This window comes from Nocardioides aequoreus, assembly GCF_000720335.1.
Classification (GTDB): domain Bacteria; phylum Actinomycetota; class Actinomycetes; order Propionibacteriales; family Nocardioidaceae; genus Marmoricola; species Marmoricola aequoreus.
The window spans coordinates 58,986-82,655 of sequence record NZ_JOJN01000008.1 but is presented as its reverse complement, the minus strand read 5'-3'; the positions used below and the strand labels follow the sequence as shown (position 1 = coordinate 82,655).

The 23,670-nt window shown below is 72.6% G+C and carries 19 protein-coding genes and 2 tRNA genes; 4 read left to right on the top strand and 17 right to left on the bottom strand.

Annotated elements, in window-relative coordinates; translation table 11 throughout:
• Position 1 precedes the first annotated feature (1 nt).
• Positions 2-1,552, bottom strand: a complete 1,551-nt coding sequence (locus IG63_RS0115515) for an MFS transporter (protein ID WP_036195811.1) — start codon at positions 1,550-1,552, stop codon at positions 2-4.
• A gap of 89 nt (positions 1,553-1,641) precedes the next feature.
• Between IG63_RS0115515 and IG63_RS0115510 the strand changes: the two genes are divergently transcribed.
• Entirely contained in the window at positions 1,642-2,244 is a 603-nt protein-coding gene (locus IG63_RS0115510; protein WP_030485264.1) for a TetR/AcrR family transcriptional regulator, read from the top strand.
• On the opposite strand, the gene IG63_RS0115505 is transcribed toward IG63_RS0115510, so the two are convergent.
• Complete coding sequence (locus IG63_RS0115505) at positions 2,237-2,611, bottom strand: DUF4233 domain-containing protein (protein WP_051706961.1); 375 nt, start codon at positions 2,609-2,611, stop codon at positions 2,237-2,239. The two genes, IG63_RS0115510 and IG63_RS0115505, sit on opposite strands and share 8 nt — an antisense overlap.
• Positions 2,611-3,975 (bottom strand): bifunctional folylpolyglutamate synthase/dihydrofolate synthase, encoded by a 1,365-nt coding sequence (locus IG63_RS0115500; protein WP_030485262.1) that lies wholly within the window; start codon positions 3,973-3,975, stop codon positions 2,611-2,613. Before IG63_RS0115500 ends, IG63_RS0115505 begins: the two co-directional genes overlap by 1 nt.
• 95 nt (positions 3,976-4,070) lie before the next feature.
• Between IG63_RS0115500 and valS the strand changes: the two genes are divergently transcribed.
• Positions 4,071-6,698, top strand: coding sequence for a valine--tRNA ligase (gene valS, locus IG63_RS0115495; protein WP_036195840.1), 2,628 nt, complete (start codon positions 4,071-4,073; stop codon positions 6,696-6,698).
• A gap of 110 nt (positions 6,699-6,808) precedes the next feature.
• On the opposite strand, the gene IG63_RS21685 is transcribed toward valS, so the two are convergent.
• From IG63_RS21685 to metG, 13 genes are all read right to left on the bottom strand, one after another.
• Positions 6,809-8,104, bottom strand: a complete 1,296-nt coding sequence (locus IG63_RS21685) for a hypothetical protein (RefSeq protein WP_030485260.1) — start codon at positions 8,102-8,104, stop codon at positions 6,809-6,811.
• 203 nt (positions 8,105-8,307) lie between these two features.
• The gene (gene clpX, locus IG63_RS0115485; protein ID WP_030485259.1) at positions 8,308-9,585 is read right to left on the bottom strand and encodes an ATP-dependent Clp protease ATP-binding subunit ClpX; all 1,278 of its coding nucleotides are present in this window, start codon (positions 9,583-9,585) and stop codon (positions 8,308-8,310) included.
• Between the two features lie 156 nt (positions 9,586-9,741).
• The gene (locus IG63_RS0115480) at positions 9,742-10,431 is read right to left on the bottom strand and encodes an ATP-dependent Clp protease proteolytic subunit (protein ID WP_281174304.1); all 690 of its coding nucleotides are present in this window, start codon (positions 10,429-10,431) and stop codon (positions 9,742-9,744) included.
• Positions 10,391-10,993, bottom strand: a complete 603-nt coding sequence (locus IG63_RS0115475; protein ID WP_030485257.1) for an ATP-dependent Clp protease proteolytic subunit — start codon at positions 10,991-10,993, stop codon at positions 10,391-10,393. The genes IG63_RS0115480 and IG63_RS0115475 overlap by 41 nt, the downstream gene beginning before the upstream one ends.
• Before the next feature lie 137 nt (positions 10,994-11,130).
• The gene (locus tag IG63_RS0115470; RefSeq protein WP_051706959.1) at positions 11,131-12,357 is read right to left on the bottom strand and encodes a PGAP1-like alpha/beta domain-containing protein; all 1,227 of its coding nucleotides are present in this window, start codon (positions 12,355-12,357) and stop codon (positions 11,131-11,133) included.
• A gap of 61 nt (positions 12,358-12,418) precedes the next feature.
• Entirely contained in the window at positions 12,419-13,894 is a 1,476-nt protein-coding gene (gene tig / locus IG63_RS0115465; protein WP_030485255.1) for a trigger factor, read from the bottom strand.
• A 37-nt stretch (positions 13,895-13,931) separates the two neighbouring features.
• Positions 13,932-14,004, bottom strand: a tRNA-Pro gene (locus IG63_RS0115460).
• 38 nt (positions 14,005-14,042) lie between these two features.
• A tRNA-Gly gene (locus IG63_RS0115455) sits at positions 14,043-14,113 on the bottom strand.
• Between the two features lie 102 nt (positions 14,114-14,215).
• The gene (locus IG63_RS0115450; protein WP_030485254.1) at positions 14,216-15,298 is read right to left on the bottom strand and encodes a PP2C family protein-serine/threonine phosphatase; all 1,083 of its coding nucleotides are present in this window, start codon (positions 15,296-15,298) and stop codon (positions 14,216-14,218) included.
• A gap of 41 nt (positions 15,299-15,339) precedes the next feature.
• Positions 15,340-16,167, bottom strand: a complete 828-nt coding sequence (locus tag IG63_RS0115445) for an Fpg/Nei family DNA glycosylase (protein WP_030485253.1) — start codon at positions 16,165-16,167, stop codon at positions 15,340-15,342.
• Positions 16,160-16,648 (bottom strand): ribose-5-phosphate isomerase, encoded by a 489-nt coding sequence (locus IG63_RS0115440; protein WP_030485252.1) that lies wholly within the window; start codon positions 16,646-16,648, stop codon positions 16,160-16,162. The genes IG63_RS0115445 and IG63_RS0115440 overlap by 8 nt, the downstream gene beginning before the upstream one ends.
• Positions 16,649-16,705: 57 nt before the next feature.
• Positions 16,706-17,593, bottom strand: coding sequence for an alpha/beta hydrolase (locus IG63_RS0115435; RefSeq protein WP_245604459.1), 888 nt, complete (start codon positions 17,591-17,593; stop codon positions 16,706-16,708).
• Positions 17,590-19,386, bottom strand: coding sequence for a methionine--tRNA ligase (gene metG / locus IG63_RS0115430; protein ID WP_030485250.1), 1,797 nt, complete (start codon positions 19,384-19,386; stop codon positions 17,590-17,592). The genes IG63_RS0115435 and metG overlap by 4 nt, the downstream gene beginning before the upstream one ends.
• A gap of 139 nt (positions 19,387-19,525) precedes the next feature.
• Here metG and IG63_RS0115420 point away from each other — a divergent pair, with 139 nt between their 5' ends.
• Positions 19,526-20,341, top strand: coding sequence for an SDR family oxidoreductase (locus IG63_RS0115420; protein ID WP_245604458.1), 816 nt, complete (start codon positions 19,526-19,528; stop codon positions 20,339-20,341).
• A 24-nt stretch (positions 20,342-20,365) separates the two neighbouring features.
• Here the strand turns inward: IG63_RS0115420 and IG63_RS0115415 are convergent, their stop codons facing one another.
• Positions 20,366-21,016: a mycothiol-dependent nitroreductase Rv2466c family protein gene (locus IG63_RS0115415; RefSeq protein ID WP_030485248.1), complete on the bottom strand. Its 651-nt coding sequence runs from the start codon at positions 21,014-21,016 to the stop codon at positions 20,366-20,368.
• 65 nt (positions 21,017-21,081) lie between these two features.
• Between IG63_RS0115415 and pepN the strand changes: the two genes are divergently transcribed.
• Positions 21,082-23,637, top strand: coding sequence for an aminopeptidase N (gene pepN, locus IG63_RS0115410; protein ID WP_030485247.1), 2,556 nt, complete (start codon positions 21,082-21,084; stop codon positions 23,635-23,637).
• The last annotated feature ends 33 nt before the right edge of the window (positions 23,638-23,670 follow it).

The following is a 23,670-nucleotide window of genomic DNA, read 5'->3' as shown; positions in this document are numbered from 1 at the left end:
CCTAGGGCACGAGCGCCCGGTCGTCGTGGCCGGCCGCTGCCTCCGCGAGCGCCCAGCGGCCGGGCAGCCAGCGCCATGCCGCGGCCGCTCCCAGGAAGCACACCGCGGAGACCACCACGCAGGCCGTGGCGAAGGCGTCCATGAAGGAGTCCTCCAGCACCGCGGCGAGGCGGGGGTCGGTGGCGGCCATCGTCCAGGCCGCACCCACGGAGTCCTGGGCGGCGTCGAGCGCGACCGCCGGGAGCGCGGCGTACGCCGAGGAGGCCAGCCTGTCGGCGAAGATCGACGCGAAGAGCGAGCCCACGACGGCCACGCCCAGGGTGCCGCCGACCTCGCGCGTCGCGTCGTTGACCGCGGAGCCGACGCCGGCGCGGGCGGGGGGCAGCACGAGCATGATCGACTCCGTGGCCGGCGTGGAGATCAGCCCCATGCCCAGCCCCATGAGCACCATCTGCGGCACCACGACCGAGGCGTACGGCGCGTGGGCGGCGTTGGTGGAGATCCACAGGAAGGACGCGCCGAAGGCGAGCATCCCCGTGGTGACGACCGCCTTGGTCCCGATCCTGGTGGCGAGCACGGCTCCCACCGCGGAGGCGGCGCCGATGCTCAGCGCCACCGGCAGGATGCGGGCACCGGTCGAGAGGGTGCCGAAGCCGCGGACGAACTGGAAGTACTGCGTCACCAGGAAGATGAAGCCGAAGAGGGCGAAGAAGCTGAGCACCACCGCACCGGCGGCGGCGCCGAAGCGTGGGTCGCGGAAGAGCGCGACGTCGAGCATCGGGTGCGGCGTACGGCGCTCGCGGACCACGAAGGCGACCAGGGCGACGGCCCCCACCGCGAAGCCGGTCAGCGTCGTCGCCGAGAGCCACCCGTGCGCGGGCGCCTCGATGATCGTCCACACCACGGTGCCGAGGAGCACCACCGAGAGCACCAGGCCCGGCACGTCGAGCGGCGGCACCTGCGGGTCGCGGCTCTCCGGCACCACCGCCAGGGCGACGCCCGCAGTCAGCACCGCGACGGGCACCAGCGCCCAGAAGATGCTCGGCCAGGCGAAGTGCTCGAGCAGGAGCCCGCCGGTGACGGGTCCCGCGGCCACCCCCACCCCGACGACGGCTCCCCAGGCACCGAGCGCGACCGCGCGCTCGCGGCGCTCGGGGTAGGCGTTGGCCAGGATCGAGAGCGTGGTGGGGAAGATCAGGGCCGCGAAGGCGCCCATGGCGAAGCGCGCCGCGACCAGCGCCTCGGCCGTGGTCACCAGCGCTCCCACCGCGCTGGCCGCGGCGAAGCCGAGCAGGCCGACCACCAGCGCCGGGCGGCGTCCGAGCTTGTCGGAGAGGCTGCCCATCACCAGGACGAGCCCCGCGAAGGCGAGGTTGTAGCCGTCGACGATCCACTGCAGCGTCCGGGTGCCGGCGTCGAGCTCGGTCGAGAGGGTCGGGAGGGCGACGTTGACGATGGTGGTGTCGAGGTTGATGGCCAGGACGGCGGCACACACCGTCAGTAGGACGGCGAGGCGGGGGACGCCGGTCGTCGGGGTCGAGGTGCGTGGCATCAGGCGCTCCCGGCACTAGATGTTGACAGTGGACACATGCAGCATGCGGCCGAATGTGTCCACTGTCAACATCGGTCTAGACTCGCGCCGTGAGCACCTACCACCACGGCAACCTGCGGGCGAGCCTCATCGACACCGGGGTCGAGCTCGCCCGCAGCGAGGGCCCCGGGGGCGTGTCGCTGCGCGAGGTCGCCCGCCGCGCCGGCGTCTCGCACAACGCCGCCTACCGGCACTTCGCCGACAAGGACGCCCTGCTCACCGAGGTCGCGCGCGTGGGCATGCAGCGGCTCGGCGAGGCGATGGTCGAGGCGGTCGAGGCGGCCCGCCCGGGAGCGGGAGCGACGACGGCCCTGGCCCGGCTGCGCGCGACCGGGAAGGTGTACGTCGGCTTCGCCTTCGCCGAGCCGGGACTCTTCCGCACCGCGTTCGCCTCCTGCCCCGACCCGACCGACACGTCACCGGCGCTGACGGACCCGGACCCCTTCGCGCTGCTCGTCGAGACCGTCGACGGCCTGGTCGCGGCGGGCCTGGTCGAGGAGGACCGGCGCGACGCGATGGTCCTGATGTGCTGGACCACGGTGCACGGCTACGCCACGCTCCACCTCGACGGTCCGCTGCGGGGGGTGCCGGGCGACGAGCGCGACGCGGCGCTCGAGCGGCTGCTCGACGAGGTCGAGCACGCACTCACGTAGGCGGCGCGTCCCCGACGGTCCGCCCGGGGTACTGCCCGGTGCGCTCCCACTCCGCGCGCTCGCGCTCGATCCGCTCCCCCATCAGGTACGCCGTCGCCCACAGCGCCAGGAAGACGCCGCCGAGCAGCACCATCGCCGGCACGAGCAGCCCGACGGCGATGGCGGCCACCTGCAGCGCCCAGCCGACGGCGTACGCCCAGCGGTGGCGGAGCAGGCCGGCGACCAGCAGGCAGCCGAGGGCGAGCCCGAGCCCGATCAGCAGCGCGGGTGCGACGGCGACCTCCGCGACGGCGATGAGCACCGGCGTCACCAGACCGAAGGAGACCGCCTCGAAGGTGAGGATGGCGGCACAGAGCCGGCGCTGCATCAGGACCGCTCCCGCACGATGAGGGCCCGGGCCTCGCCCACGGTGACCACCGAGCCGGTGACCAGCACGCCGCCGGAGCCGATCGCGTCGCCGAGCGCCCCGCCCGCCTCGGCCAGCGCGGCGGCCTGGTCGATGGCGTCGGCCAGCGAGTCGGTCTCGGTGACACGGTCCTGGCCGAAGATGCCGCGCGCCACCTCCGCCAGGTCGGCGACGGGCAGCGACCGGTCGGTGGAGTTGCGGGTGCACACGACGTGGGCGAGCTGCGGCTCGAGCTCGGCGAGCAGCCCCTCGGCGTCCTTGTCCTCCATCACGGCGACCACGCCGATCAGCGGGTTGAAGGTGAAGGAGTCGTCGAGCGCCGCCACGAGCGCCGCGGCCCCGTGGGGGTTGTGCGCCGCGTCGAGCACGATCGTGGGCGAGCGTCGCACGATCTCGAGACGCCCGGGCGAGGTCACGTCGGCGAAGGCCTGCGTCACCACCTCGGCGTCGAGCGGGTCCTCACCGCCGACGAAGGCCTCGACGGCCGCGATCGCCAGCGAGGCGTTCTGCGCCTGGTGCGCGCCGTAGAGCGGGATGAAGAGGTCCTCGTAGGTGCCGCGCAGCCCCTGCACCGTGACGACCTGCCCGCCGACGGCCGGCGTGCGGTGGGTGACGCCGAAGGCGAGGCCCTCGAGGGCCAGGGTCGCGCCGACCTCCTGGCAGCGCGCGGCCAGCACGTCGGCGACGCCCGGCTGCTGCTCCGCCGAGACCACCGTGGCGCCGGGCTTGACGATGCCGACCTTCTCGCGCGCGATCTCCTCGGCGGTGTCGCCGAGGTAGCGGCTGTGGTCGACCGCGACCGGCGTGAGCACCGCCACCGCGGCGTCGACGACGTTGGTCGCGTCCCAGGCGCCGCCCATGCCGACCTCGACCACGGCGGCGTCGACCGGGGCGTCGGCGAAGGCGGCGTACGCCATGCCGACCACGGTCTCGAAGAAGGAGAGCGGGTGGGAGTGCTCGGCGTCGACGAGGTGGGTGTACGGCGCCACGTCGTTGAAGGCGCGGACGAAGGCCTCCTCGTCGAGGGGCTCGCCGTCGAGCACGATCCGCTCGGTCATCGACTGCAGGTGCGGGCTGGTGAAGCGCCCGGTGCGCAGCCCGAGCGTGAGGAGCAGCCGCTCCACCATGCGCGCGGTCGAGGTCTTGCCGTTGGTGCCGGTCAGGTGCACCACGGGGTAGGAGCGCTGCGGGTCGCCCAGCAGCGCGCAGAAGGCCTCGATGCGCTCCAGCGTCGGGTCGAGCCTGGTCTCGGGCCACCGGCTGAGGAGGGCGTCCTCCACCTCGGCGTAGGTCTCGGCGGGACGCGCCTGGGGTGCGTGTGTCATGGCACCCCCGAGTCTAGGTGCCGGCACCCCCGTCGCCTCCCGCGCAGGGGGAACTGGTTCGCGGAGGCGGTGGGGCGCTCCGTAGCATGCGCGGCATGACTGACGCCCCCCGCCACGACCTGCCTGAGCCCGGTACGACGACCGCTGCCGGCGCGGTCGCCGTACCGGACAAGGTGGCGCTGGAGGGCCTGGAGCAGAAGTGGTCGCAGCAGTGGAAGGCCGACGACACCTACGCCTTCGACCGCACCCAGCCGCGGGAGCGGGTCTACTCCATCGACACCCCGCCGCCCACGGTGAGCGGCAGCCTGCACGTGGGTCACGTCTTCTCCTACACCCACACCGACCTGGTCGCCCGCTACCAGCGGATGCGCGGCAAGTCGGTCTTCTACCCGATGGGCTGGGACGACAACGGGCTGCCCACCGAGCGCCGGGTGCAGAACTACTTCGGCGTCCGCTGCGACCCGTCGCTGCCCTACGACCCCGACTTCACCCCGCCGGAGAAGCCGGACCCCAAGCGGCAGGTCCCGATCAGCCGCCCCAACTTCGTCGCGCTGTGCGAGCAGCTGGTCGAGGAGGACGAGCAGGTCTTCGAGCAGCTCTGGCGCACCCTGGGCCTCTCGGTCGACTGGAGCGAGACCTACACCACGATCGGGCCGGTGGCGCAGACGGTCAGCCAGCGCGCCTTCCTGCGCAACGTGGCCCGGGGCGAGGCCTACCTCCAGGAGGCGCCGACGCTGTGGGACGTCACCTTCCAGACGGCCGTCGCGCAGGCCGAGCTCGAGGCCCGCGAGTACGCCGGCCACTACCACCGCGTCGCCTACCACCGCCCCGACGGCACCCCGGTGCACATCGAGACCACCCGCCCCGAGCTGATCGCCTCGGTCGTGGCGCTGGTCGCGCACCCCGACGACGAGCGCTACCAGCCGCTCTTCGGCACCACCGTCACCTCCCCCGTCTTCGGCGTCGAGGTGCCGGTGCTGGCGCACCCCGCGGCCGAGCCCGACAAGGGCGCCGGCATCGCGATGTGCTGCACCTTCGGCGACCTCACCGACGTGACGTGGTGGCGTGAGCTGCAGCTGCCCGTCCGCACCGTGGTCGGGCGCGACGGACGGCTGGCGCGGGAGACCCCGGAGTGGCTGGCGCGCGCCGACGCGGCGTACCAGGAGCTGGCGGGCAAGACCGTCTTCAGCGCCCGCGAGGCGATGGTCGCGCTGCTCCGCGAGAGCGGCGACCTCGACGGCGAGCCGACCCCGACGCAGCGCATGGCGAACTTCTACGAGAAGGGCGACAAGCCGCTCGAGATCGTCGCCACCCGGCAGTGGTACCTGACCAACGGCGGTCGCGACGCCGACCTGCGTGCCGAGATGATCGCGCGCGGCGAGGAGATCACCTGGGTGCCGCGGCACATGCAGCACCGCTTCACCAACTGGATCGAGGGCCTCAACGGCGACTGGCTGATCAGCCGGCAGCGCTTCTTCGGCATCCCCTTCCCCGTCTGGTACCCGCTCGACGACGAGGGCGAGCCCGACCACGCCCACCCGCTGCTCCCCCGCGAGGACCAGCTCCCGGTCGACCCCTCGACGCAGGCGCCGTCGGGCTACTCCGAGGACCAGCGCGGCAAGGCGGGGGGCTTCGTCGGCGACCCCGACGTCATGGACACCTGGGCGACGTCGTCGCTGAGCCCGCAGTTGGTGTGCGGCTGGGAGCGCGACCCCGACCTCTTCGCGCGCACCTTCCCCATGGACCTGCGACCACAGGCGCACGACATCATCCGCACCTGGCTCTTCGCCACCGTCGTGCGCGCGCACCACGAGAACCAGGTCGCGCCCTGGAGCCACGCAGCCATCTCGGGCTTCGTGGTCGACCCCGACCGCAAGAAGATGTCGAAGTCCAAGGGCAACGTCGTCGTCCCCACCGAGATCCTCGACACCTACGGCGCCGACGCCGTGCGCTGGCGTGCGGCGATGGCGCGCCCGGGCCTCGACTCCCCCTTCGACGAGACCCAGATGAAGGTCGGCCGGAGGCTCGCGCTGAAGGTCCTCAACGTGGCGAAGTTCGTGCTCGGCAGCGTCGGCGCCACCGACCCGGACGCCGCGGCCGTCACCGCGGGCGTCGACCGGGCGCTGCTGACGCGGCTCGCCGGCACCGTGCGCGAGGCCACCACGGCCCTCGACGCCTACGACTACACCACCGCCCTCGAGGTCACCGAGCGCTTCTTCTGGGACTTCTGCGACGACTACGTCGAGCTGGTCAAGGAGCGGGCGTACGCCGCCGACGGCACGAGCGAGGCCTCGGCGTCGGCCCGGGCCGCCCTGGCGACGGCGCTGCACACCCAGCTGCGCCTGCTCGCACCCTTCCTGCCCTACGCGACCGAGGAGGTCTGGTCGTGGTGGCAGACCGGCTCGGTGCACCTCGCCGCCTGGCCCGACCCCGAGGAGCTCGGCGAGGCCGGACGCACCGGCGAGCCCGCGGCGCTCGCCGCCGCGGCCACCGTGCTCGCCGGCCTCCGCGGAGCCAAGTCGACCGCCAAGGTCGGCATGCGCACCCCCGTCGAGCACGCCACGGTGACCGGTCCGGTCGCCACCCTCGACGCCGTGCGCGACGCGGAGGGCGACCTGCGCGCCGCAGGACGCGTCACGGGTCCCCTCGACCTCGTCGTCGCGGACGACGCCGTCGAGCTCACCGTCGACGCCACCCTGGGCGACCCCCCGCCGCGCCGCTGACCTGGCGAGGCGGCGGCGGTTTCACCGGTCGGCTGGTGACACCGCCACTGGCGACCCGAAGTATCGGCGCTCCAGTGGCAGGTTCGACGCTCCGGTGACCGGTACGTCGCTCAGGCGCGGCGGCCGCGGCGGCCCTGCTGCTGGGCCTGGGCGCGCTGCTGGAGCACGCCGTGCTCGCCGTCACCGTGGGGATCGTCGGCGGGTGCCTCGTCGTCCGCGCCGTCGCTCGGCGGCGCCGGCTCGGTGTCGGGCTCGGTCGGCTCCTGCGCGACGGTGGGGGTCGGCGTCGGCTCGACGGTCTCGGTCGGGCTCGGCTCGACGGTCTCGGTCGGGCTCGGCTCCACGGTCTCGGTCGGCGTCGGCTCCACGGTCTCGCTGGGCGTGGGCTCCACGGTCTCCGAAGGCGTCGGCTCGACGGTCTCGGTCGGCGTGGGCTCCACGGTCTCCGAAGGCGTCGGCTCCACGGTCTCGGTCGGCGTGGGCTCCGCGGTCTCCGAAGGCGTCGGCTCCGCGGACTCGGTGGGAGTCGGCTCCGCAGTCTGGCTGGGCGTGGGCTCCGCGGTCTCGCTGGGCGTCGGGCACGCGGTCGGGGTGCTCGGGGGACGGCGCGTGGTGGTCCAGGCGGTCAGCAGTGCCGTCGCCGGCTCGGCCGAGTCGGTCGGGTCGGCCGACGGCGTCGGCTCGACGGGCGCAGGCTGCGTGGGCTCGGCCGGGTCGGACGGCGTGGGGTCCGCCGGGGTGACGCACGGACCGCCCGCGCCGGGTCGCGTCGTGGGGAGCGGCCGTGGGGTGGTGGTGGGACGCGACGTCGGGCTCGGCCCGGTCGTCGGCTCGCCACCCGAGCCACCCGAGCCGGATCCACCCGAGCCGCCGCCGGGAGCGGTGGGCTCGCCACCCGGGGTGCCGGGGTCGCCGCCGCTGCCGTCGCTGCCGCCACCGGTGCCGAGGCTGGGGTCGGCGCCAGGGTCCCCGGCGCCGCCGGGACCACCACCGGCGCCACCGGAGCCGGCGTCACCGCCGGCGCCCGCGGGCCCGCCTGCACTACCGGCGGGGCCGACACCGACCTCGCCGGGCTGCACGCCGGTCTGGGCGACGTCGTCGCCGTCGTCACCGAGGCCGGGCACGGTGGCGGAGCCCTCCGTGCCGACGCCACCGAAGACGCCACCCTCACCCTCGCCGCCACCGGAGCCGCCGGCCCCATCGGAGCCCCCGGAGCCGCCGGGCTCGGCCGCCGGCGCCGGGGCGATCGGCTCGCCGAGGAGGAGGGTCGGACCGGACGCGGCGGCGGGCGTCGTCGGCGTGAAGATCGTGACCGCCTGCTGGGAGACGGCGTGCAGGACGAAGCCGAGGGCACAGACCATCATCGCCACGAGGGCGAGCAGCGGTCGCCTGTGCTCAGCGGTCATGCGAGGGTCCCCCGAAAAGAAGCTGCCGCGCCGACCGGCGCGAGGTGAGGCACCAGAATACGGGCAATAAGTCCGTTTCACCCCAGTGGTCTACCGAACTGCCCTACTGGTCTATTTTCGGGCTCCGACCTGGGGTTTCTCGCATGCCGGACAGCACAGGAGTCGCCCGAATTCCCCTCGAAACGGGCACGAGCGCGAGGGGGTCAGGCGGACTTCTTCTTCTTCGCCTCGGGACGCGGCACCAGGGTCGGGTTGACGTTGTCGGAGACGACCTCGCCGGTCACGACGACCTTGGCCACGTCGCCTCGCGAGGGCACGTCGTACATCACGTTGAGGAGGACCTCCTCGATGATCGCGCGGAGACCACGCGCACCGGTGCCACGCTCCATCGCCTTGTCGGCGATGGCCTCGATGGCGTCGGTGGTGAACTCCAGCTCGACGCCGTCGAGGTCGAAGAGCTTCTGGTACTGCTTCACCAGCGCGTTGCGCGGCTCGGTGAGGATCTGCACCAGGGCGGCCTGGTCGAGCTTGTTGACGCTCGCGATGAGCGGCAGCCGGCCGATGAACTCCGGGATCAGCCCGAACTTCACGAGGTCCTCGGGTCGGACCTGGGAGAACATCTCGTCGGCGTCGGTCTCGTTGGAGCTGCGCATCTCGGCGGTGAAGCCGAGCGACTTCTTGCCGACCCGCTGCTCGACGAGGTGCTCGAGCCCGGCGAAGGCACCACCGACCACGAAGAGGATGTTGGTGGTGTCGATCTGGATGAACTCCTGGTGCGGGTGCTTGCGCCCGCCCTGCGGCGGCACCGACGCGGTCGTGCCCTCCAGGATCTTCAGCAGGGCCTGCTGCACGCCCTCGCCGGAGACGTCGCGCGTGATCGAGGGGTTCTCCGCCTTGCGGGCGACCTTGTCGATCTCGTCGATGTAGATGATGCCGGTCTCGGCCTTCTTGACGTCGTAGTCGGCCGCCTGGATCAGCTTGAGCAGGATGTTCTCGACGTCCTCACCGACGTAGCCCGCCTCGGTGAGCGCGGTGGCGTCGGCGATCGCGAAGGGCACGTTGAGCATCCGGGCCAGCGTCTGGGCCAGGTAGGTCTTGCCGCAGCCCGTGGGGCCGATGACCAGGATGTTGGACTTGGCGACCTCGACGGCGTCCTCGCGGCTCGGCTTCGTGGCGCCGGCGACCCCGGCCTGCACCCGCTTGTAGTGGTTGTAGACCGCCACGGCGAGCGACTTCTTGGCCGTCTCCTGGCCGATGACGTAGGAGTTGAGGAACTCGAAGATCTCGCGCGGCTTGGGCAGCTCCTCGAGGCCGACCTCGGAGGTCTCGTTGAGCTCCTCCTCGATGATCTCGTTGCACAGGTCGATGCACTCGTCGCAGATGTAGACGCCTGGTCCCGCGATGAGCTTCTTGACCTGCTTCTGGCTCTTTCCGCAGAAGGAGCACTTCAGCAGGTCGCCGCCATCACCGATCCGTGCCATCCGTCTCCTCGATCCTCGGGCTCGTGGCCCGACTCTCCCGGTGTATGTCGTCTGTCGTGCGTGTGCCGCGGGGTGCGCCTCGTGGGAACGGTACTCCGAAGTCCGCTCCCGTGTGGCCGGGACACGACGACCCGTCGTCGTGTCCCGGACCGGCGGCTAGACCAGCTGGGCGGCCTTGCGGGACTCCAGGATGGAGTCGATCAAGCCGTAGTCGAGCGCGCCCTGCGCGGTGAGGATCTTGTCGCGCTCGATGTCGGCGCTGACCTCCTCGGCGGACTTGCCCGAGTGCTCCGCGATCATCGTCTCCAGCAGCTCACGCATCCGCAGGATCTCGTTGGCCTGGATCTCGATGTCGGAGGACTGGCCGTAGGTGCCCTCGGTGTAGGGCTGGTGGATCAGGATCCGGCTGTTGGGCAGCGCCATCCGCTTGCCGGGAGCACCGGCCGCGAGCAGGATCGCCGCGGCCGAGGCCGCCTGACCCAGGCACACCGTCGACACGTCGGGCTGGATGAAGCGGATCGTGTCGTAGATCGCCGTCATCGCCGTGAAGGAGCCGCCGGGGCTGTTGATGTAGATGCTGATGTCGCGCTGGGGGTCCATCGACTCCAGGCACAGCAGCTGCGCCATCACCGCGTTGGCGATGTCGTCGCTGATCGGGGTGCCGAGGAAGATGATGCGGTCCTCGAACAGCTTGGCGTAGGGGTCGATGCGACGCACGCCGTAGGACGTGCGCTCCTCCCACTGGGGGATGTAGTAGTTCATCGCTGGCTCGTCTTTCGCTGGAGGCGGCTGGTGGTCTGGGTGGTCACTTGCCGCGGGCGGGGCGGCCCTCGTCGGCCGCCTCACGCGCGCTGCTGATGACGTTGTCGATGAAGCCGTACTCCTTGGCCTGCTCGGCGGTGAACCAGCGGTCGCGGTCGGAGTCGCGCTCGATCTGCTCGAGCGTCTGGCCGGTGTGCTGCGCGATGAGCTCCTGCATGACCTTCTTGATGTGCAGCGACTGCTCGGCCTGGATCCGGATGTCGGAGGCGGAGCCGCCCATGCCGCCCGAGGGCTGGTGCATCATGATCCGCGCGTGGGGCAGCGAGTAGCGCTTGCCCTCGGTGCCGGCGCACAGCAGGAACTGGCCCATCGACGCTGCAAGGCCCATGGCGACGGTGGCGACGTCGTTGGGGATGTAGTTCATGGTGTCGTAGATCGCCATGCCCGAGTCGACCGAGCCGCCGGGGCTGTTGATGTGCAGGAAGATGTCGGCCTCGGGGTCCTCGGCCGAGAGCAGCAGCAGCTGGGCGCAGATCGCGTTGGCGTTGGCGTCGCGCACCTCCGAGCCGAGGAAGACGATCCGCTCGCGGAGCAGCCGCTGGTAGATGTGGTCGTCGAGGCCGTAGCCCGCCGCCGCGCCGTTCATCTGGTGGTCGAGCTGCGCCAGGTGCACGCCGGGGGAGCCCGCCGGGTTGTAGTCAGTCACGGCTCCGACCCTAGACGTCGGGACCGTCAATTCCAGGCCCCGCCCCCACTGTTCGCCCACGGCTGATCCCGCCAGGCTCAGGACGTGGCCGATTCCGCCCGGGTCGGGACGTCGTCGCGGTCGGCCAGCCACTGCTCCAGCGCCGCGTGCACCCGGTCGTGGTTGAGCAGGTCGAAGTGGTCGCCCTGCACGTGCAGCGTCTCGGCGCCGGGGAACATCTCGGTGCCGTCGCGGCCGCGGCCCATGGCCGAGGCGAAGGGCACCAGCAGATCGCCCAACGTGCCCGACCCGGGGCCGTCAGGGCGCTTGGAGAGCGTGGCGCCGACCAGGCGGTAGCGCGCGTGCGGCAGGTTCTGCACGTCGGGCGAGAGGCCGTGGCGCAGGTCGAGGATGCCGACGGAGCGGAACTCCAGGATGCGCCCGAAGGGCGCGGCCTCGGGCAGCCGGCCGAGCGCCCGGACGCCCCAGTCGACGACACGCTCGAGCGGCGCGCCCAGGTGCGGCGTCCCCAGGCAGACGACGTCGGTCACCAGGTCGGTCCACGACCGCTGCCGGTCGCTGCTGACCGCGCCCGCCGCACGCACCACGAGACCGCCCATCGAGTGGCCGACCAGCGCGAGCCGGTCGACGGCGACCGGCCACTCCTCGGTGAGCCGCTGCAGCAGGGCCGAGAGGGCCGCGCCGTTCTCCCCCACCGGCAGGCCGGTGTTGACCCGGAGGTAGACCGGGGTCCAGCCCTGGGCGACCAGGCGGTCGCCGTAGCTGCGCCGGGGCGGCTCCTCGCGGCGGGGGCACTCCGGGCGCCACCAGACGTCCTCGACCTCGCAGAGCCCGTGCACGAAGACGACGACCTTGCCGCCGGCCGCGGGGTACGCCGCCGCGAGGGCCTCGCGCGTCGGCGACACGTCGCGGCCCTCGTGGCGCACCGCCATGTCGAAGTAGACCGGGTGCGCCTCCTCGCGCAGCTGGTCGCCGATGAGCCCGTTGACGGCGCCGCTGAGGAAGCGTCCGGCCGGGGAGGCGTCGAGGGCTCCCCCACCTGCGCCGTGGCGCGAGGCGAGCCGCAACCCGGCCGAGCCGAGTCGCAGGCCCCCGCTCACCCCGGCGAAGACGCCGTCGGCGATGCCGCGGTGCACGCACCGGGTCACCGAGGCCACGCCGCCACCGAGCGCGCCGCCGACCGTCCCGTGCACCCGCGCGGAGACGGCGTCGTGCACGCCCCGCACCGTGCCGAGCACCACGTCGTCGGCCGCCTGGGCGGCCAGCGCGAGGGCGTCGAGACGGGTGGCGGGAGCGACGGTCACAGTGCACAAGTGTTCACTGTGACCGTCGCGGGGTCAAGACCTCCGCGGTGTCGCGTGCCGCTCAGGCCTTGGTGCTGTCGGCGCTCTCGGTGCTCTCGGTGCTCTCGGCGGCCGCGTCGTCCGAAGACTCGGCCGAGTCGGGCTCGGCCGCGGTCGACGTCTCGGGCTCGACGTCGAGCTCGGCGTCCGTCTCGGGCTGCGGCTCCCCCAGCGACCCGTCGGGCTGCAGGTTCTTCAGGTCGACGGCGTTGCCGGAGGCATCGGTGACCGTGGCGGCCTCGACGATGCGCGCCAGCGCCTTGCCCCGCACGACCTCGGAGACCATCTCGGGGATGTGGTTGTGCTCCAGCATGTGCTGGATGAACTCCTGCGGGTTCTGGCCCGACTGCTGCGCACGACGCATCAGGTGCGCCTGCAGCTCGTCCTGCTCGACCCCGATCTCCTCGGCCTTGGCGACCTCGTCGAGGAGGAACTGCGAGGCGACGGCGTCGCGGACCCGCTTCTCCAGCTCGGCCTCGAACTCGTCGATGGTCTGCTCCTCGGAGTCGAGGTAGGACTCCATCGTCATGCCGGCGAAGCCGAGCTGCTGCTCGATCTCCTGGCGGCGCGCGGTGAGCTCCTGCTCGACCAGGGAGTCGGGCAGCGGGATCTCGGCGCTGTCGAGCAGCTTCTCGAGCACCGCGTCACGGGCCTCGGCCGCCTGCTCGAGCCGCTTGCCGCGCTCCAGCCGGGTGCTGACGTCGTCGCGCAGCTCGGCCACGGTGTCGAACTCCGAGGCGGTCTGGGCGAAGTCGTCGTCGAGCTCGGGGAGCTCCTGCTCCTTGACAGCCGACACCTTGACGGTCACCGAGACGTCCTGGCCGGCGAGGTCGCCGCCGACGAGCTGGGAGGTGAAGGTCGCCTCCTCGCCCGCCGAGAGACCGACGAGGGCCTCGTCGATGCCGGGGATCATGTCGCCGGAGCCCACCTTGTAGGAGTAGTCCGACACCTCCCCGCCCTCGAGCGCCTCGCCCTCGGGCGTGGTGGCCCGCAGGTCGATGGTGACCAGGTCGCCGTCCTGCGCCGCGCGCTCGACGTCCTTGAGCGTCGCGAAGCGCTCGCGGAGCGCCTCGACCTGCTCGTCGACGTCGTCGTCGCTGACGGTGAGGTCGTCGACGCTCACGGCCAGGTCGTCGTACGCCGGCAGCTCGATGGCGGGGCGCACGTCGACCTCGGCGGTGAACTCGAAGACGTCGTTGTCCTCGAGCCGGGTCACGTCGATCTCGGGCTGCGCCAGCGGCTGCAGCTCGTTGTCCTGCAGCGCCTGCACGTAGAGCTGGGGCAGCGCCTCGTTGATGGCCTGGTCGAGGACCGCGCCGCGGCCGACCTGACGGTCGATGACCGGCGGGGGCACCTTGCCCTTGCGGAAGCCGGGGATGTTCACCTGCTTGGCGATCGCCTGGTAGGCGGCGTCGAGGCTCGGCTTGAGCTCCTCGAAGGGCACCTCGACGGTGAGCTTGGCCCGGGTCGGGCTCAGGGTCGCAACGGTGCTCTTCACGAGTCTGGGATCTCCTTGATCGGTTGCTGCTGACGTGTCGGGGCGACAGGACTCGAACCTGCGGTCTCCTGCTCCCAAAGCAGGCGCGCTAGCCACTACGCTACGCCCCGCCAAGAGGCCCTCCGCGGGGTGCGAGGGACCCTTGCAGAGCGGATGACGGGAATCGAACCCGCGTCATCAGTTTGGAAGACTGAGGCTCTACCATTGAGCTACATCCGCGCACGCCGCACCGAGAGCGACGTACGACGCGCATCCCCCGGCTGGCCGGCCCCATCGTGCCACAGCGACCCGGCGCCCTCCGAACCGAGGCGGCCCCGCGGCCTACCAGCGCCGGTGCACGAGCACCAGGGCGCGGTCGTCGTCGGTGGCCTGCATGCCCTTCATGACGTACTCGGCGCCGTCCTCGAAGCCCTCGGCGAGCAGCCGCGTCCCGAGGCCGGCGAGCTTGTCGATGCCCAGCGACATGTCGCGGGTCGAGCTCTCCACGAGGCCGTCGGTGTACATCATCAGGCCGTCGCCCACGGCCAGCCGGCCGGAGACGCACTCGAAGTCGGTGTCGGGCAGCAGCCCCAGCGCGGGCCCGTCGGAGCTGACGACGCTCCACCGGCCCGAGCCGGCGTGCACCCACACCGCCGGCGGGTGCCCCGCCTTGCGGAGCTCGAAGTCGCCGGTGGCCAGGTCGAGGTGGAGGTGGATCGCGGTGGCGAAGCCCTCGTCCCAGTCCTGGCGCAGCAGGTAGGCGTTGGCGGCCGGGAGGAACTGGCCACCGGGCAGCGCCGAGACGATGCCGTTGAAGGCGCCGGAGAGGAAGAGCGAGCGGGCCCCCACCTCGACCCCCTTGCCGGAGACGTCGACGACCACGAGCTCGAGGTGCTGGTCCTGGGTGCGCTGGGCGACCACGAAGTCACCGGCGAAGGAGGTGCCGCCCTCCGAGCGCGTGATCGTCTCGACCAGCCAGCGCTCCGGGAGCTGCGGCAGCGTGCCCTGCCGGGCGATCCGGTCGCGCAGGTCGACGAACATCGACTCGCCCCGGGGTCCGGAGACGCCCAGCCGGCTGCGGCGGAAGGACGCCGCCATGATCAGCAGCGCGATGGCGAAGGTCGTGGCGAGCCGCACGATCGAGCGGTTGCTGATCTCGGTCTCCAGGAAGAGCACCAGGCAGGTGCAGCCCGTGACGAGCACCACGAACCACGGCAGCGTGCGGGGACCCAGCAGCAGGCTCCCCAGGAACATCGGCACCAGCAGGGTGGTGAAGGGGACCCAGGTGGGCCACACCAGGCCCGCCGCCGTGAGCAGCAGCGTGAGCAGCACCAGCGACGCCAGCGAGAGCCGGTCGGAGACCGCGAGCTCACGGCGCATCCGTCGCCACAGCGAGCTGGGGGACAGCGACTGACGTCGGGGCACGTGGAGGCCTTCGGAGGAGTCGGAGGGACGGGCTCGGGGGCTTACAGTACGGCGCGCGAGCGGAAGACAGGCTGACAACGCGGACACCAGAAGACGTTGCGCTGCTGCAGCGGCTCGGTGCGCACCGTGGCCCCGCAGACCAGGCACGCGCGGCCCTGCCGGCGGTAGACGTAGTTGCGGACCCGGACGCCGTCCTCGGTCTCGGATCGGCGTGCCGCGGGCTCGTCCTCGGGGCGCAGCGTGAGGATCCTGCCGGCACGGACGCCGTCGTGCAGCAGGCCGACGAGGTCGAGCCACAGCGCCTCCAGCCGCGACCGCTGCAGGGTCCTGCCCGGCCGCAGCGGGTGCAGCCGGTGCCGGAAGAGCACCTCGGCCCGGTAGACGTTGCCGACCCCCGCGACGACGCTCTGGTCCATCAGCAGCCCGCCGATCGGCGCGCGGCTGCGCCGGATCCGCTCGTACGCCGGCTCGGGGTCGGCGTGGGGGTCGAGCGGGTCCGGGCCGAGGCGGTCGAGGATGAGCCCCCGCTGCTCCGGCGTGACCACCTCGCAGGCGGTGGCGCCGCGCAGGTCGGCGTACGACCGCTCCGACTCCAGGCGCCAGCGCACCTGCCCCACGGGCGCGGGAGCGGGGGCACGACCGACGTGGAGCTTGCCGTAGAGCCCGAGGTGCACGTGCACCGCGAGGTCCTGGTCGAAGTCGACGAAGAGGTGCTTGCCCCGGCTGCTCGCCCCCGTCAGCACCAGGCCGTCGAGCACGCCCGCGGAGGCGGCGAAGCGGCCCTGCGGGCTGCTGCTGGCGACCACGTCGCCGGCGAAGGCGCCGTCGACCGCGCGCGCCAGTCGGAAGAGGGTGTGGCCCTCAGGCACCGCCGAGCGCGCTCTCGGGCAGGGGCGGCAGCTCGCGGGTCGTCTCGTAGGCCGACATCATCGCGATGCGCCGGACGTGGCGCTCCTCGCCGCTGAAGGGCGTCTCGAGGAAGACGCCGACGAAGCGGGTCATGTCGTCGAGGGAGTGCATCCGGCCGCCCACCGAGACCACGTTGGCGTCGTTGTGCTCGCGGCCGAGCCGCGCGGTCTCCTCGCTCCAGGCCAGCGCGCAGCGCACGCCGAGCACCTTGTTGGCGGCGATCTGCTCGCCGTTGCCGGAGCCCCCGATGACCACGCCGAGGCTGCCCGGCTCCGCCGCCACGGCCTCGGCCGCGCGGAGGCAGAAGACGGGGTAGTCGTCCTGCGCGTCGTACTGGTGCGGACCGTGGTCGACCGGCTCGTGGCCCTGCTCCTGCAGCCAGCCGATCAGGTGGTCCTTCAGGTCGAGCCCCGCGTGGTCGGAGCCGAGGTGCACGCGCATGGGGCAAGGCTAGAGCGCGACCCGGCGACCGCCGGACCGGGGAGCCGGAGCACGGGGTCAGCGACCGCCCCGGTGCAGCCCGAGGAAGCCCGCGACCTGGGCGGTCAGCGGATCGGCGGCGTCGAAGACCGCGGGGTGGCGCCAGAAGCCGTGCACCTGGCCGAGGTAGCGGGTCGCGGTGACCCGCACGCCGAGACCGGCGAGGCGGCGCGCCAGCAGCTCGCCCTCGTCGCGCAGGGGGTCGCCCTCGGCGGTCGTCACCAGCGTGGGCGGCAGCGTGGCCAGCCGCTCGTCGGAGGAGCGGAGGGGCGCGAGGTCGGGGTCGTCGAGGTCCGCCGGCGAGGCGGCGTACTGCTCCCAGTACCAAGCGGCCTCGGCCGGCCGGAAGCCGACGTCCTCCAGGGCGTACGACGCCCCCTCGGCGCGCGGGTCGAGGAAGGGGTAGGTGAGCGCGAGCGCGGCGAGCGTGCCGGGGTGGCGCAGTGCGGCGACGAGGGCGAGGTTGGCGCCGGCGCTGTCGCCGTGGGCGTAGAGCGGCCCGGCGAAGCCGTCGCGGGCCCAGCGGACGACGGCCGCGGCGTCGTCGGCCGCCGCCGGGAAGGGGTGCTCGGGCGGCCGGCGGTAGTCGACGCTGAGCACGGCGACGCCGCTGGCGACCGCCAGTCGCCGCGCGGCGTTGTCGTGCACCTCGACGTCGTGGAAGACGAAGCCGCCGCCGTGCAGGTGCACGACCGCTCCCGGGCGGGCGGACTCGGGCACGTAGAGCCGGCAGGGCACGCCGTCGGCGACGACGTCCTCGACCCGGGCGACGGGGACGCGGGGCTCGGCGGCGGCCGCCGCTCGGGCCTCCTCGCGTCGCCGTGCGACGTCGGCGGCGGTCGGCGGGGGCTCCCCCGCCGCTGCCTCGACCTGGGCGCGCGCCTGCGGCCACAGCACCTCGCTCACGACGACGCCAGCCGGGCGAGCTCCTCGTCGACGACCGACGGGTCGAGCTTGACGAAGACCGGGGTGGGCCGGGCGACCGGCGTGCCGGTCACGAGCTCGACCCGCCGCCACGGGGCGGCCCCGGTGTAGTCGCCGGTGATGACGGGGTAGCCCGCTCCCCCGTCGAGGTCGTCGACCTCGACCAGCGAGGGCATCGGCTGCACGCTCCCGGTGCCGCCGAGCACGGCGTGCACGGCGTTGGCCGAGAAGGGCAGGAAGGGCGAGAGCACGACGTTGAGGTCGGCGACGCACTGCGCCGTGACCCGCAGGACGGTCGCGAGCCGCTCGCGCTGGTCGTCGCTCTTGAGGGTCCACGGCGCGGTGTCGGTGACGTAGCGGTTGACGTCGGCCACGGCCCTCATCGCCTCGCCGACGGCGGCTTTCTGCCGGTGCCGGCCGATCAGGTCGCCCACCGTCTCGAAGGTCGCGCCGACGCGGTCGAGCAGGGCCTGGTCGGCGGCGGTGAGCTCGCCCGCCTCGGGGATCTCGCCGAAGCTCTTGGCGATCATCGAGGCGGTGCGGTTGACCAGGTTGCCCCAGCCGGCGACCAGCTCGTCGTTGGTGCGCCGCACGAACTCCGCCCAGGTGAAGTCGCTGTCCTGGTTCTCCGGCCCGGCCGCGGCCACGAAGTAGCGGAAGGCGTCGGGCTGGTAGCGGCTGAGCAGGTCGCGCACGTAGATCACGACGCGCTGGGAGGAGGAGAACTTCCTGCCCTCCATGGTCAGGAACTCGCTCGAGACCACCTCGGTCGGCAGGTTGAGCACGCCGTACTCCCCCGGCTCCCCGCCCTTGTCGCCCAGGCCGGAGTACGCCAGCAGCTCCCCGGGCCAGATCTGGCTGTGGAAGGTGATGTTGTCCTTGCCCATGAAGTAGTACGACAGGGCCTCCGGGTCGCCCCACCACTCGCGCCAGCGCTCGGGGTCGCCGGTGCGGCGGGCCCACTCGATGCTGGCCGAGAGGTAGCCGATGACGGCGTCGAACCACACGTAGAGGCGCTTGGTGGGGTTGTCGCGCCAGCCGTCGAGCGGCACCGGGATGCCCCAGTCGATGTCGCGCGTCATCGCCCGCGGGCGGATGTCCTCCAGGATGTTCTTGGAGAAGCGGATCACGTTGGGGCGCCACAGCCCGCTGGCCTCCCGCTCGTCGAGCCAGCGGCCGAGCGCCTCGGCCACGGCGGGCAGGTCGAGGAAGAAGTGCTGGGTCTCGACGAACTCCGGGGTCTCGCCGTTGATCCGCGACCGGGGGTCCTTCAGGTCGGCGGGGTCGAGCTGGTTGCCGCAGTTGTCGCACTGGTCGCCGCGGGCCTTGTCGTAGCCGCAGATCGGACAGGTGCCCTCGATGTAGCGGTCGGGCAGCGTGCGCCCGGTCGACGGCGAGATCGCGCCGTAGGTCGTCTGCTCCAGGAAGTAGCCGTTGGCGTGGACGCCGGTGAAGAGCTCCTGCACGACGGCGGTGTGGTTGCGCGTCGTGGTGCGCGTGTAGAGGTCGTAGGACACCCCGAGGGCGACGAGGTCCTCGGCGATCACCCGGTGGTTGCGGTCGGCCAGCTCCTGGGGCGTGATCCCCGCCTCGTCGGCGGCGATCAGGATCGGGGTGCCGTGCTCGTCGGTGCCGGAGACCATCAGCACGTCGTGGCCGGCCATCCGCATGTACCTGCTGAAGACGTCGGAGGGCACGCCGAAGCCGGCGACGTGCCCGATGTGACGCGGGCCGTTGGCGTAGGGCCAGGCGACGGCGGACAGGACATGTGTCATGCAGGAGAGGTTAGTGATCTCGCTGGCGCTGCCTCGACCGGGATTCCTACGGTGGACCCGTGAGCACCCTGATCGCCGAGGACGACCTGCTGCTCCTGCACCACGACGAGCGCGGCACGCTGCACGCGACGTGTGGCCTGTGACCGCCCACGAGACGCTCCCGCTCGCCGGGCGCAGCGCACTCGTCACCGGTGCTGCCCGCCGTGGCGGCATCGGGCACGCCATCGCGACCCGGCTGGCCGACATGGGGGCGAGCCTGTGCGTGCAGCACCTCGCCGCGCACGACGCGGCGCAGCCGTGGGGTGCCGACGACACCGCCGCGGCCCTCGACGCGCTCCGGGAGCACCTCGCCCCCAGCGCCGTGCTGACCGACCTGGAGGCCGACCTGGCCGAGCCCGACGCCGCCGAGCGGCTGGTGGCGCACGCCGCCGCACGCCTGGGTCATCTCGACGTGCTGGTCTGCAACCACGCCCGCAGCGGCGGCGACGGCTCGCTGCTCGAGCAGACGCCGGAGACGCTCGACGGCCACTGGCAGGTCAACACCCGCGCGACGCTGCTCCTCACCGCCGCCTTCGCCCGCCGTCACGACGGGCGCGCCGGCGGGCGCGTGGTGTGGCTGACCTCGGGCCAGGGCCTCGGCCCGATGCGCGGGGAGGTCGCGTACGCCGCCTCGAAGGCCGCGCTGGCCGGGGTGACCGCGACCGTGGCCGACGAGCTGGTCGACCGCGGCATCCTGCTCAACACCGTCAACCCGGGACCGGTCGACACGGGCTACCTGTCGGCCGACACCAGCGACCGGCCCGAGCAGCTGGAGTGGGTCCGCGCCCACTTCCCGGCGGGCCGCTTCGGCGAGCCCGACGACCCCGCGCGGCTCGTGGCGTGGCTCGTCTCCGACGAGGGCCGCTGGGTGGTCGGCCAGGTGCTGGACACCGAGGGCGGCTTCCGGCGCGCGTAGGCGCCGGGCCGCCCCCGGCGGGGCTCAGCTGAAGTCGAGGTCGGCGCTGCGGCTGCGCTTGAGCTCGAAGAAGAAGGGATAGGCGGCGGCCTGCACGATGCCGTCCCAGAGCTGCCCTGCCTCCTCGCCACGGGGCGCCTTGGTGATCACCGGGCCGAAGAAGGCGGTGCCGTTGACGTGGATCGTCGGCGTGCCCACGTCGTCGCCGACGGCGTCCATGCCCTCGTGGTGGCTCGTGGCCACCGCCTCGTCGAGCGAGCTGTCGTCCCACGCCTCGATGAGCTCGGCGGGCAGGCCTGCGTCCGCGAGGGCGTCGACGCCGACCTGGCGGTCGAACTCCTGCTGCTGGACGTGGATCCGGGTGCCGAAGGCGGTGTAGAGCGGGGCGAGCACCTCGTCGCCGTGCTCCTGCGCCGCCTTGATGCACACGCGGACGGGGCCCCACGCCGTCTTGAGCATCTCGCGGTAGTCGTCGGGGATGTCCTTGTCCTGGTTGAGGTAGGCCAGGCTCATGACGTGCCAGCGCACCTCGATGTCGCGCACCTGCTCGACCTCGAGGATCCAGCGCGAGGTGATCCAGGCGAAGGGACAGCGGGGGTCGAACCAGAAGTCGGCGACGTCCTTGGACGCGGTGGACCCGGGGCTTGTCTCGGGGGATGCGGTGTCGGTGCTCATGGTTGGTCCAAGTACCCCTCCGGGCCCGGCATTCCCGCGGCCCGGGTGATGACATGATCATCGGCATGCCTGGCACCAACCTGACCCGCGACGAGGCGCGCACCCGCGCCCGCCTGCTGGACGTCGACTCCTACACCGTCGAGCTCGACCTCACCACCGGAGAGACCCACTTCGGCTCCACCACGACGCTGCGCTTCCGCTGCAGCGAGCCCGGGGCCGAGACCTTCGCCGACCTCGTCGGCGCCGAGTCGCCCGAGATGACCCTCAACGGGCGCCGGCTCGACCCGACGGCGTACGCCGACGGCCGGATCGCGCTGACCGACCTGGCCGCCGACAACGAGCTGGTCGTCGCGGCGTCGCTGCCCTACTCGCGCACCGGCGAGGGCCTGCACCGCTTCGTCGACCCCGTCGACGACCGCGTCTACACCTACTCCCAGTTCGAGGTGCCCGACGCACGACGCGTCTTCACCACCTTCGAGCAGCCCGACCTCAAGAGCCGCTTCGGCTTCGCGGTCACGGCGCCCGACTCGTGGACCGTGGTCTCCAACTCCCCCACCCCCGAGCCCGAGCCGGCCGGTGACGGCGTCGCCGTCTGGCGCTTCGCCGAGACGCTGCCGATGTCGACCTACATCACCGCGATCATCGCCGGCGAGTACCACGCGACGCACGACGTCTACCGGGGGCGCTTCGAGGAGATCCCGCTCGGCCACTACTGCCGGCAGTCCCTCGTGCCCTACCTCGACGTCGACAAGCTGGTCGAGGTCACCCGCCAGGGCTTCGCCTACTTCGAGGACGCCTTCGACATGGCGTACCCCTTCGGCAAGTACGACCAGCTCTACGTGCCGGAGTACAACATGGGCGCGATGGAGAACGCCGGCGCCGTGACGCTGCGCGACGAGTACCTGCCGCGCGGCCGCCAGGACGCCTCGTTCTACGAGTTCCGCGCGACCGTGATCCTGCACGAGATGGCCCACATGTGGTTCGGCGACCTGGTGACCATGACCTGGTGGGACGACCTCTGGCTCAACGAGTCCTTCGCCGAGTGGGCCTGCCACCAGGCGGCCGTCGAGGCCACCGAGTTCGACGAGGCCTGGACCGGCTTCGCCAACGTGCGCAAGAACTGGGCGCTGCGCCAGGACCAGCTGCCCAGCACCCACCCGATCGCGGCCGACAACCACGACCTGCGGGCCGTGGAGGTCAACTTCGACGGCATCACCTACGCCAAGGGCGCCTCGGTGCTCAAGCAGCTCGTCGCCTGGGTGGGGCTCGACAACTTCCTGGTGGGCCTGCGCGACTACTTCCGCGACCACGCCTTCGGCAACACCGAGTTCGGCGACCTGCTCCGGGCCCTCGAGGGCCCCTCGGGTCGCGAGCTCGACTCGTGGGCCAAGGAGTGGCTGCAGACCAGCGGCGTCAACACGCTCACCCCGCGCTTCGACCTCGACGCCGAGGGCCGCTACACCTCCTTCGCGGTGATCCAGAGCGCCTCGGTCGAGCACCCGACGCTGCGGCGCCACCGCCTCGGCATCGGCCTCTACGACGCCGTGCCGGACGGCGAGGGGGGCGAGCACCTGGTGCGGCGCACGGCCGTCGAGGTCGACGTGCACGGCGAGTCGACCTCGATCCCCGACCTGGTCGGCGAGCGGCAGCCCGACCTGCTGCTGCTCAACGACGGCGACCTGACCTACGCCAAGATCCGGCTCGACGAGCGGTCGCTGGCCACCGTCGTCGCCGGGCTCTCCCGGCTCGACGACTCGCTGTCCCGCGCGCTGTGCTGGACCGCCGCCTGGGACATGACCCGAGACGCCGAGATGCGGGCCCGCGACTTCGTCGAGCTCGTGCTCGGCAACATCGCGGCCGAGACCGACCCCACCGGCTCCAGCCGGATCCCGGCGTACGCCGCGCAGGCCGTGGCCCACCTCTCCGACCCCGCGTACCGGCCGCAGCTGCGCGCCCGGTGGGAGCAGGGGCTGCGCGCGCTGCTCGAGCAGGCCGAGGCCGGCAGCGACCAGCAGCTGACCTTCCTGCGCGCCCTGGCCGGCGCAGCCCACTCCGAGGCGGCGCTCGACCTGCTGGCCTCGCTGCTGGAGGGCACGGGCTCGCTGCCCGGGCTCACCATCGACGCCGACATCCGCTGGACGCTGCTCAGCGCCCTGGCCCGGGAGGGCCGGGTCGACGCCGACCGCATCGAGCAGGAGGCGGCCGCCGACCAGACCATCTCCGGCCAGCAGCGGGCGGCTTCCGCCCGCGCCGCGCGACCCACCGCGGAGGCCAAGGCCGAGGCGTGGGAGATGGCGGTGGTGCGCGACGACGTCCCGAACGAGACGCAGCGCAGCACGGTCATGGCCTTCATGCAGCCGGGGCAGGAGGAGGTGCTCGCGCCGTACGTCGAGCGCTACCTCGAGGCCGCCGCGACGCTGTGGGAGGAAAAGGGCACGCAGCGTGCGTCGACCGCCCTGGAGGGACTCTTCCCCCGGCCGCTCGCCTCAGCGGCGCTGCTGGAGCGCGTGACGCAGTGGCTCCGCGAGACCGACGCCGACCCCGCCGCGCAGCGCTACGTGCGCGAGGGTGCTGCCGACGTGGAGCGCTACCTCGCCGCCCAGGCCTGCGACGCCTCCTGACGAAGGCACCTGACGACGTCTCTCGAAGGGCGG

What these genes read in the sequence shown, in the direction of transcription:
- IG63_RS0115500 (WP_030485262.1), bottom strand. Translation starts at nt 3,975, where the DNA reads ATGACACACGCACCCCAGGCGCGTCCCGCCGAGACCTACGCCGAGGTG.
- pepN (WP_030485247.1), top strand. Translation starts at nt 21,082, where the DNA reads ATGCCTGGCACCAACCTGACCCGCGACGAGGCGCGCACCCGCGCCCGC.
- IG63_RS21685 (WP_030485260.1), bottom strand. Translation starts at nt 8,104, where the DNA reads ATGACCGCTGAGCACAGGCGACCGCTGCTCGCCCTCGTGGCGATGATG.
- clpX (WP_030485259.1), bottom strand. Translation starts at nt 9,585, where the DNA reads ATGGCACGGATCGGTGATGGCGGCGACCTGCTGAAGTGCTCCTTCTGC.
- IG63_RS0115515 (WP_036195811.1), bottom strand. Translation starts at nt 1,552, where the DNA reads ATGCCACGCACCTCGACCCCGACGACCGGCGTCCCCCGCCTCGCCGTC.
- IG63_RS0115505 (WP_051706961.1), bottom strand. Translation starts at nt 2,611, where the DNA reads ATGCAGCGCCGGCTCTGTGCCGCCATCCTCACCTTCGAGGCGGTCTCC.
- IG63_RS0115440 (WP_030485252.1), bottom strand. Translation starts at nt 16,648, where the DNA reads ATGCGCGTGCACCTCGGCTCCGACCACGCGGGGCTCGACCTGAAGGAC.
- IG63_RS0115475 (WP_030485257.1), bottom strand. Translation starts at nt 10,993, where the DNA reads ATGAACGGCGCGGCGGCGGGCTACGGCCTCGACGACCACATCTACCAG.
- metG (WP_030485250.1), bottom strand. Translation starts at nt 19,386, where the DNA reads ATGACACATGTCCTGTCCGCCGTCGCCTGGCCCTACGCCAACGGCCCG.
- IG63_RS0115415 (WP_030485248.1), bottom strand. Translation starts at nt 21,016, where the DNA reads ATGAGCACCGACACCGCATCCCCCGAGACAAGCCCCGGGTCCACCGCG.
- valS (WP_036195840.1), top strand. Translation starts at nt 4,071, where the DNA reads ATGACTGACGCCCCCCGCCACGACCTGCCTGAGCCCGGTACGACGACC.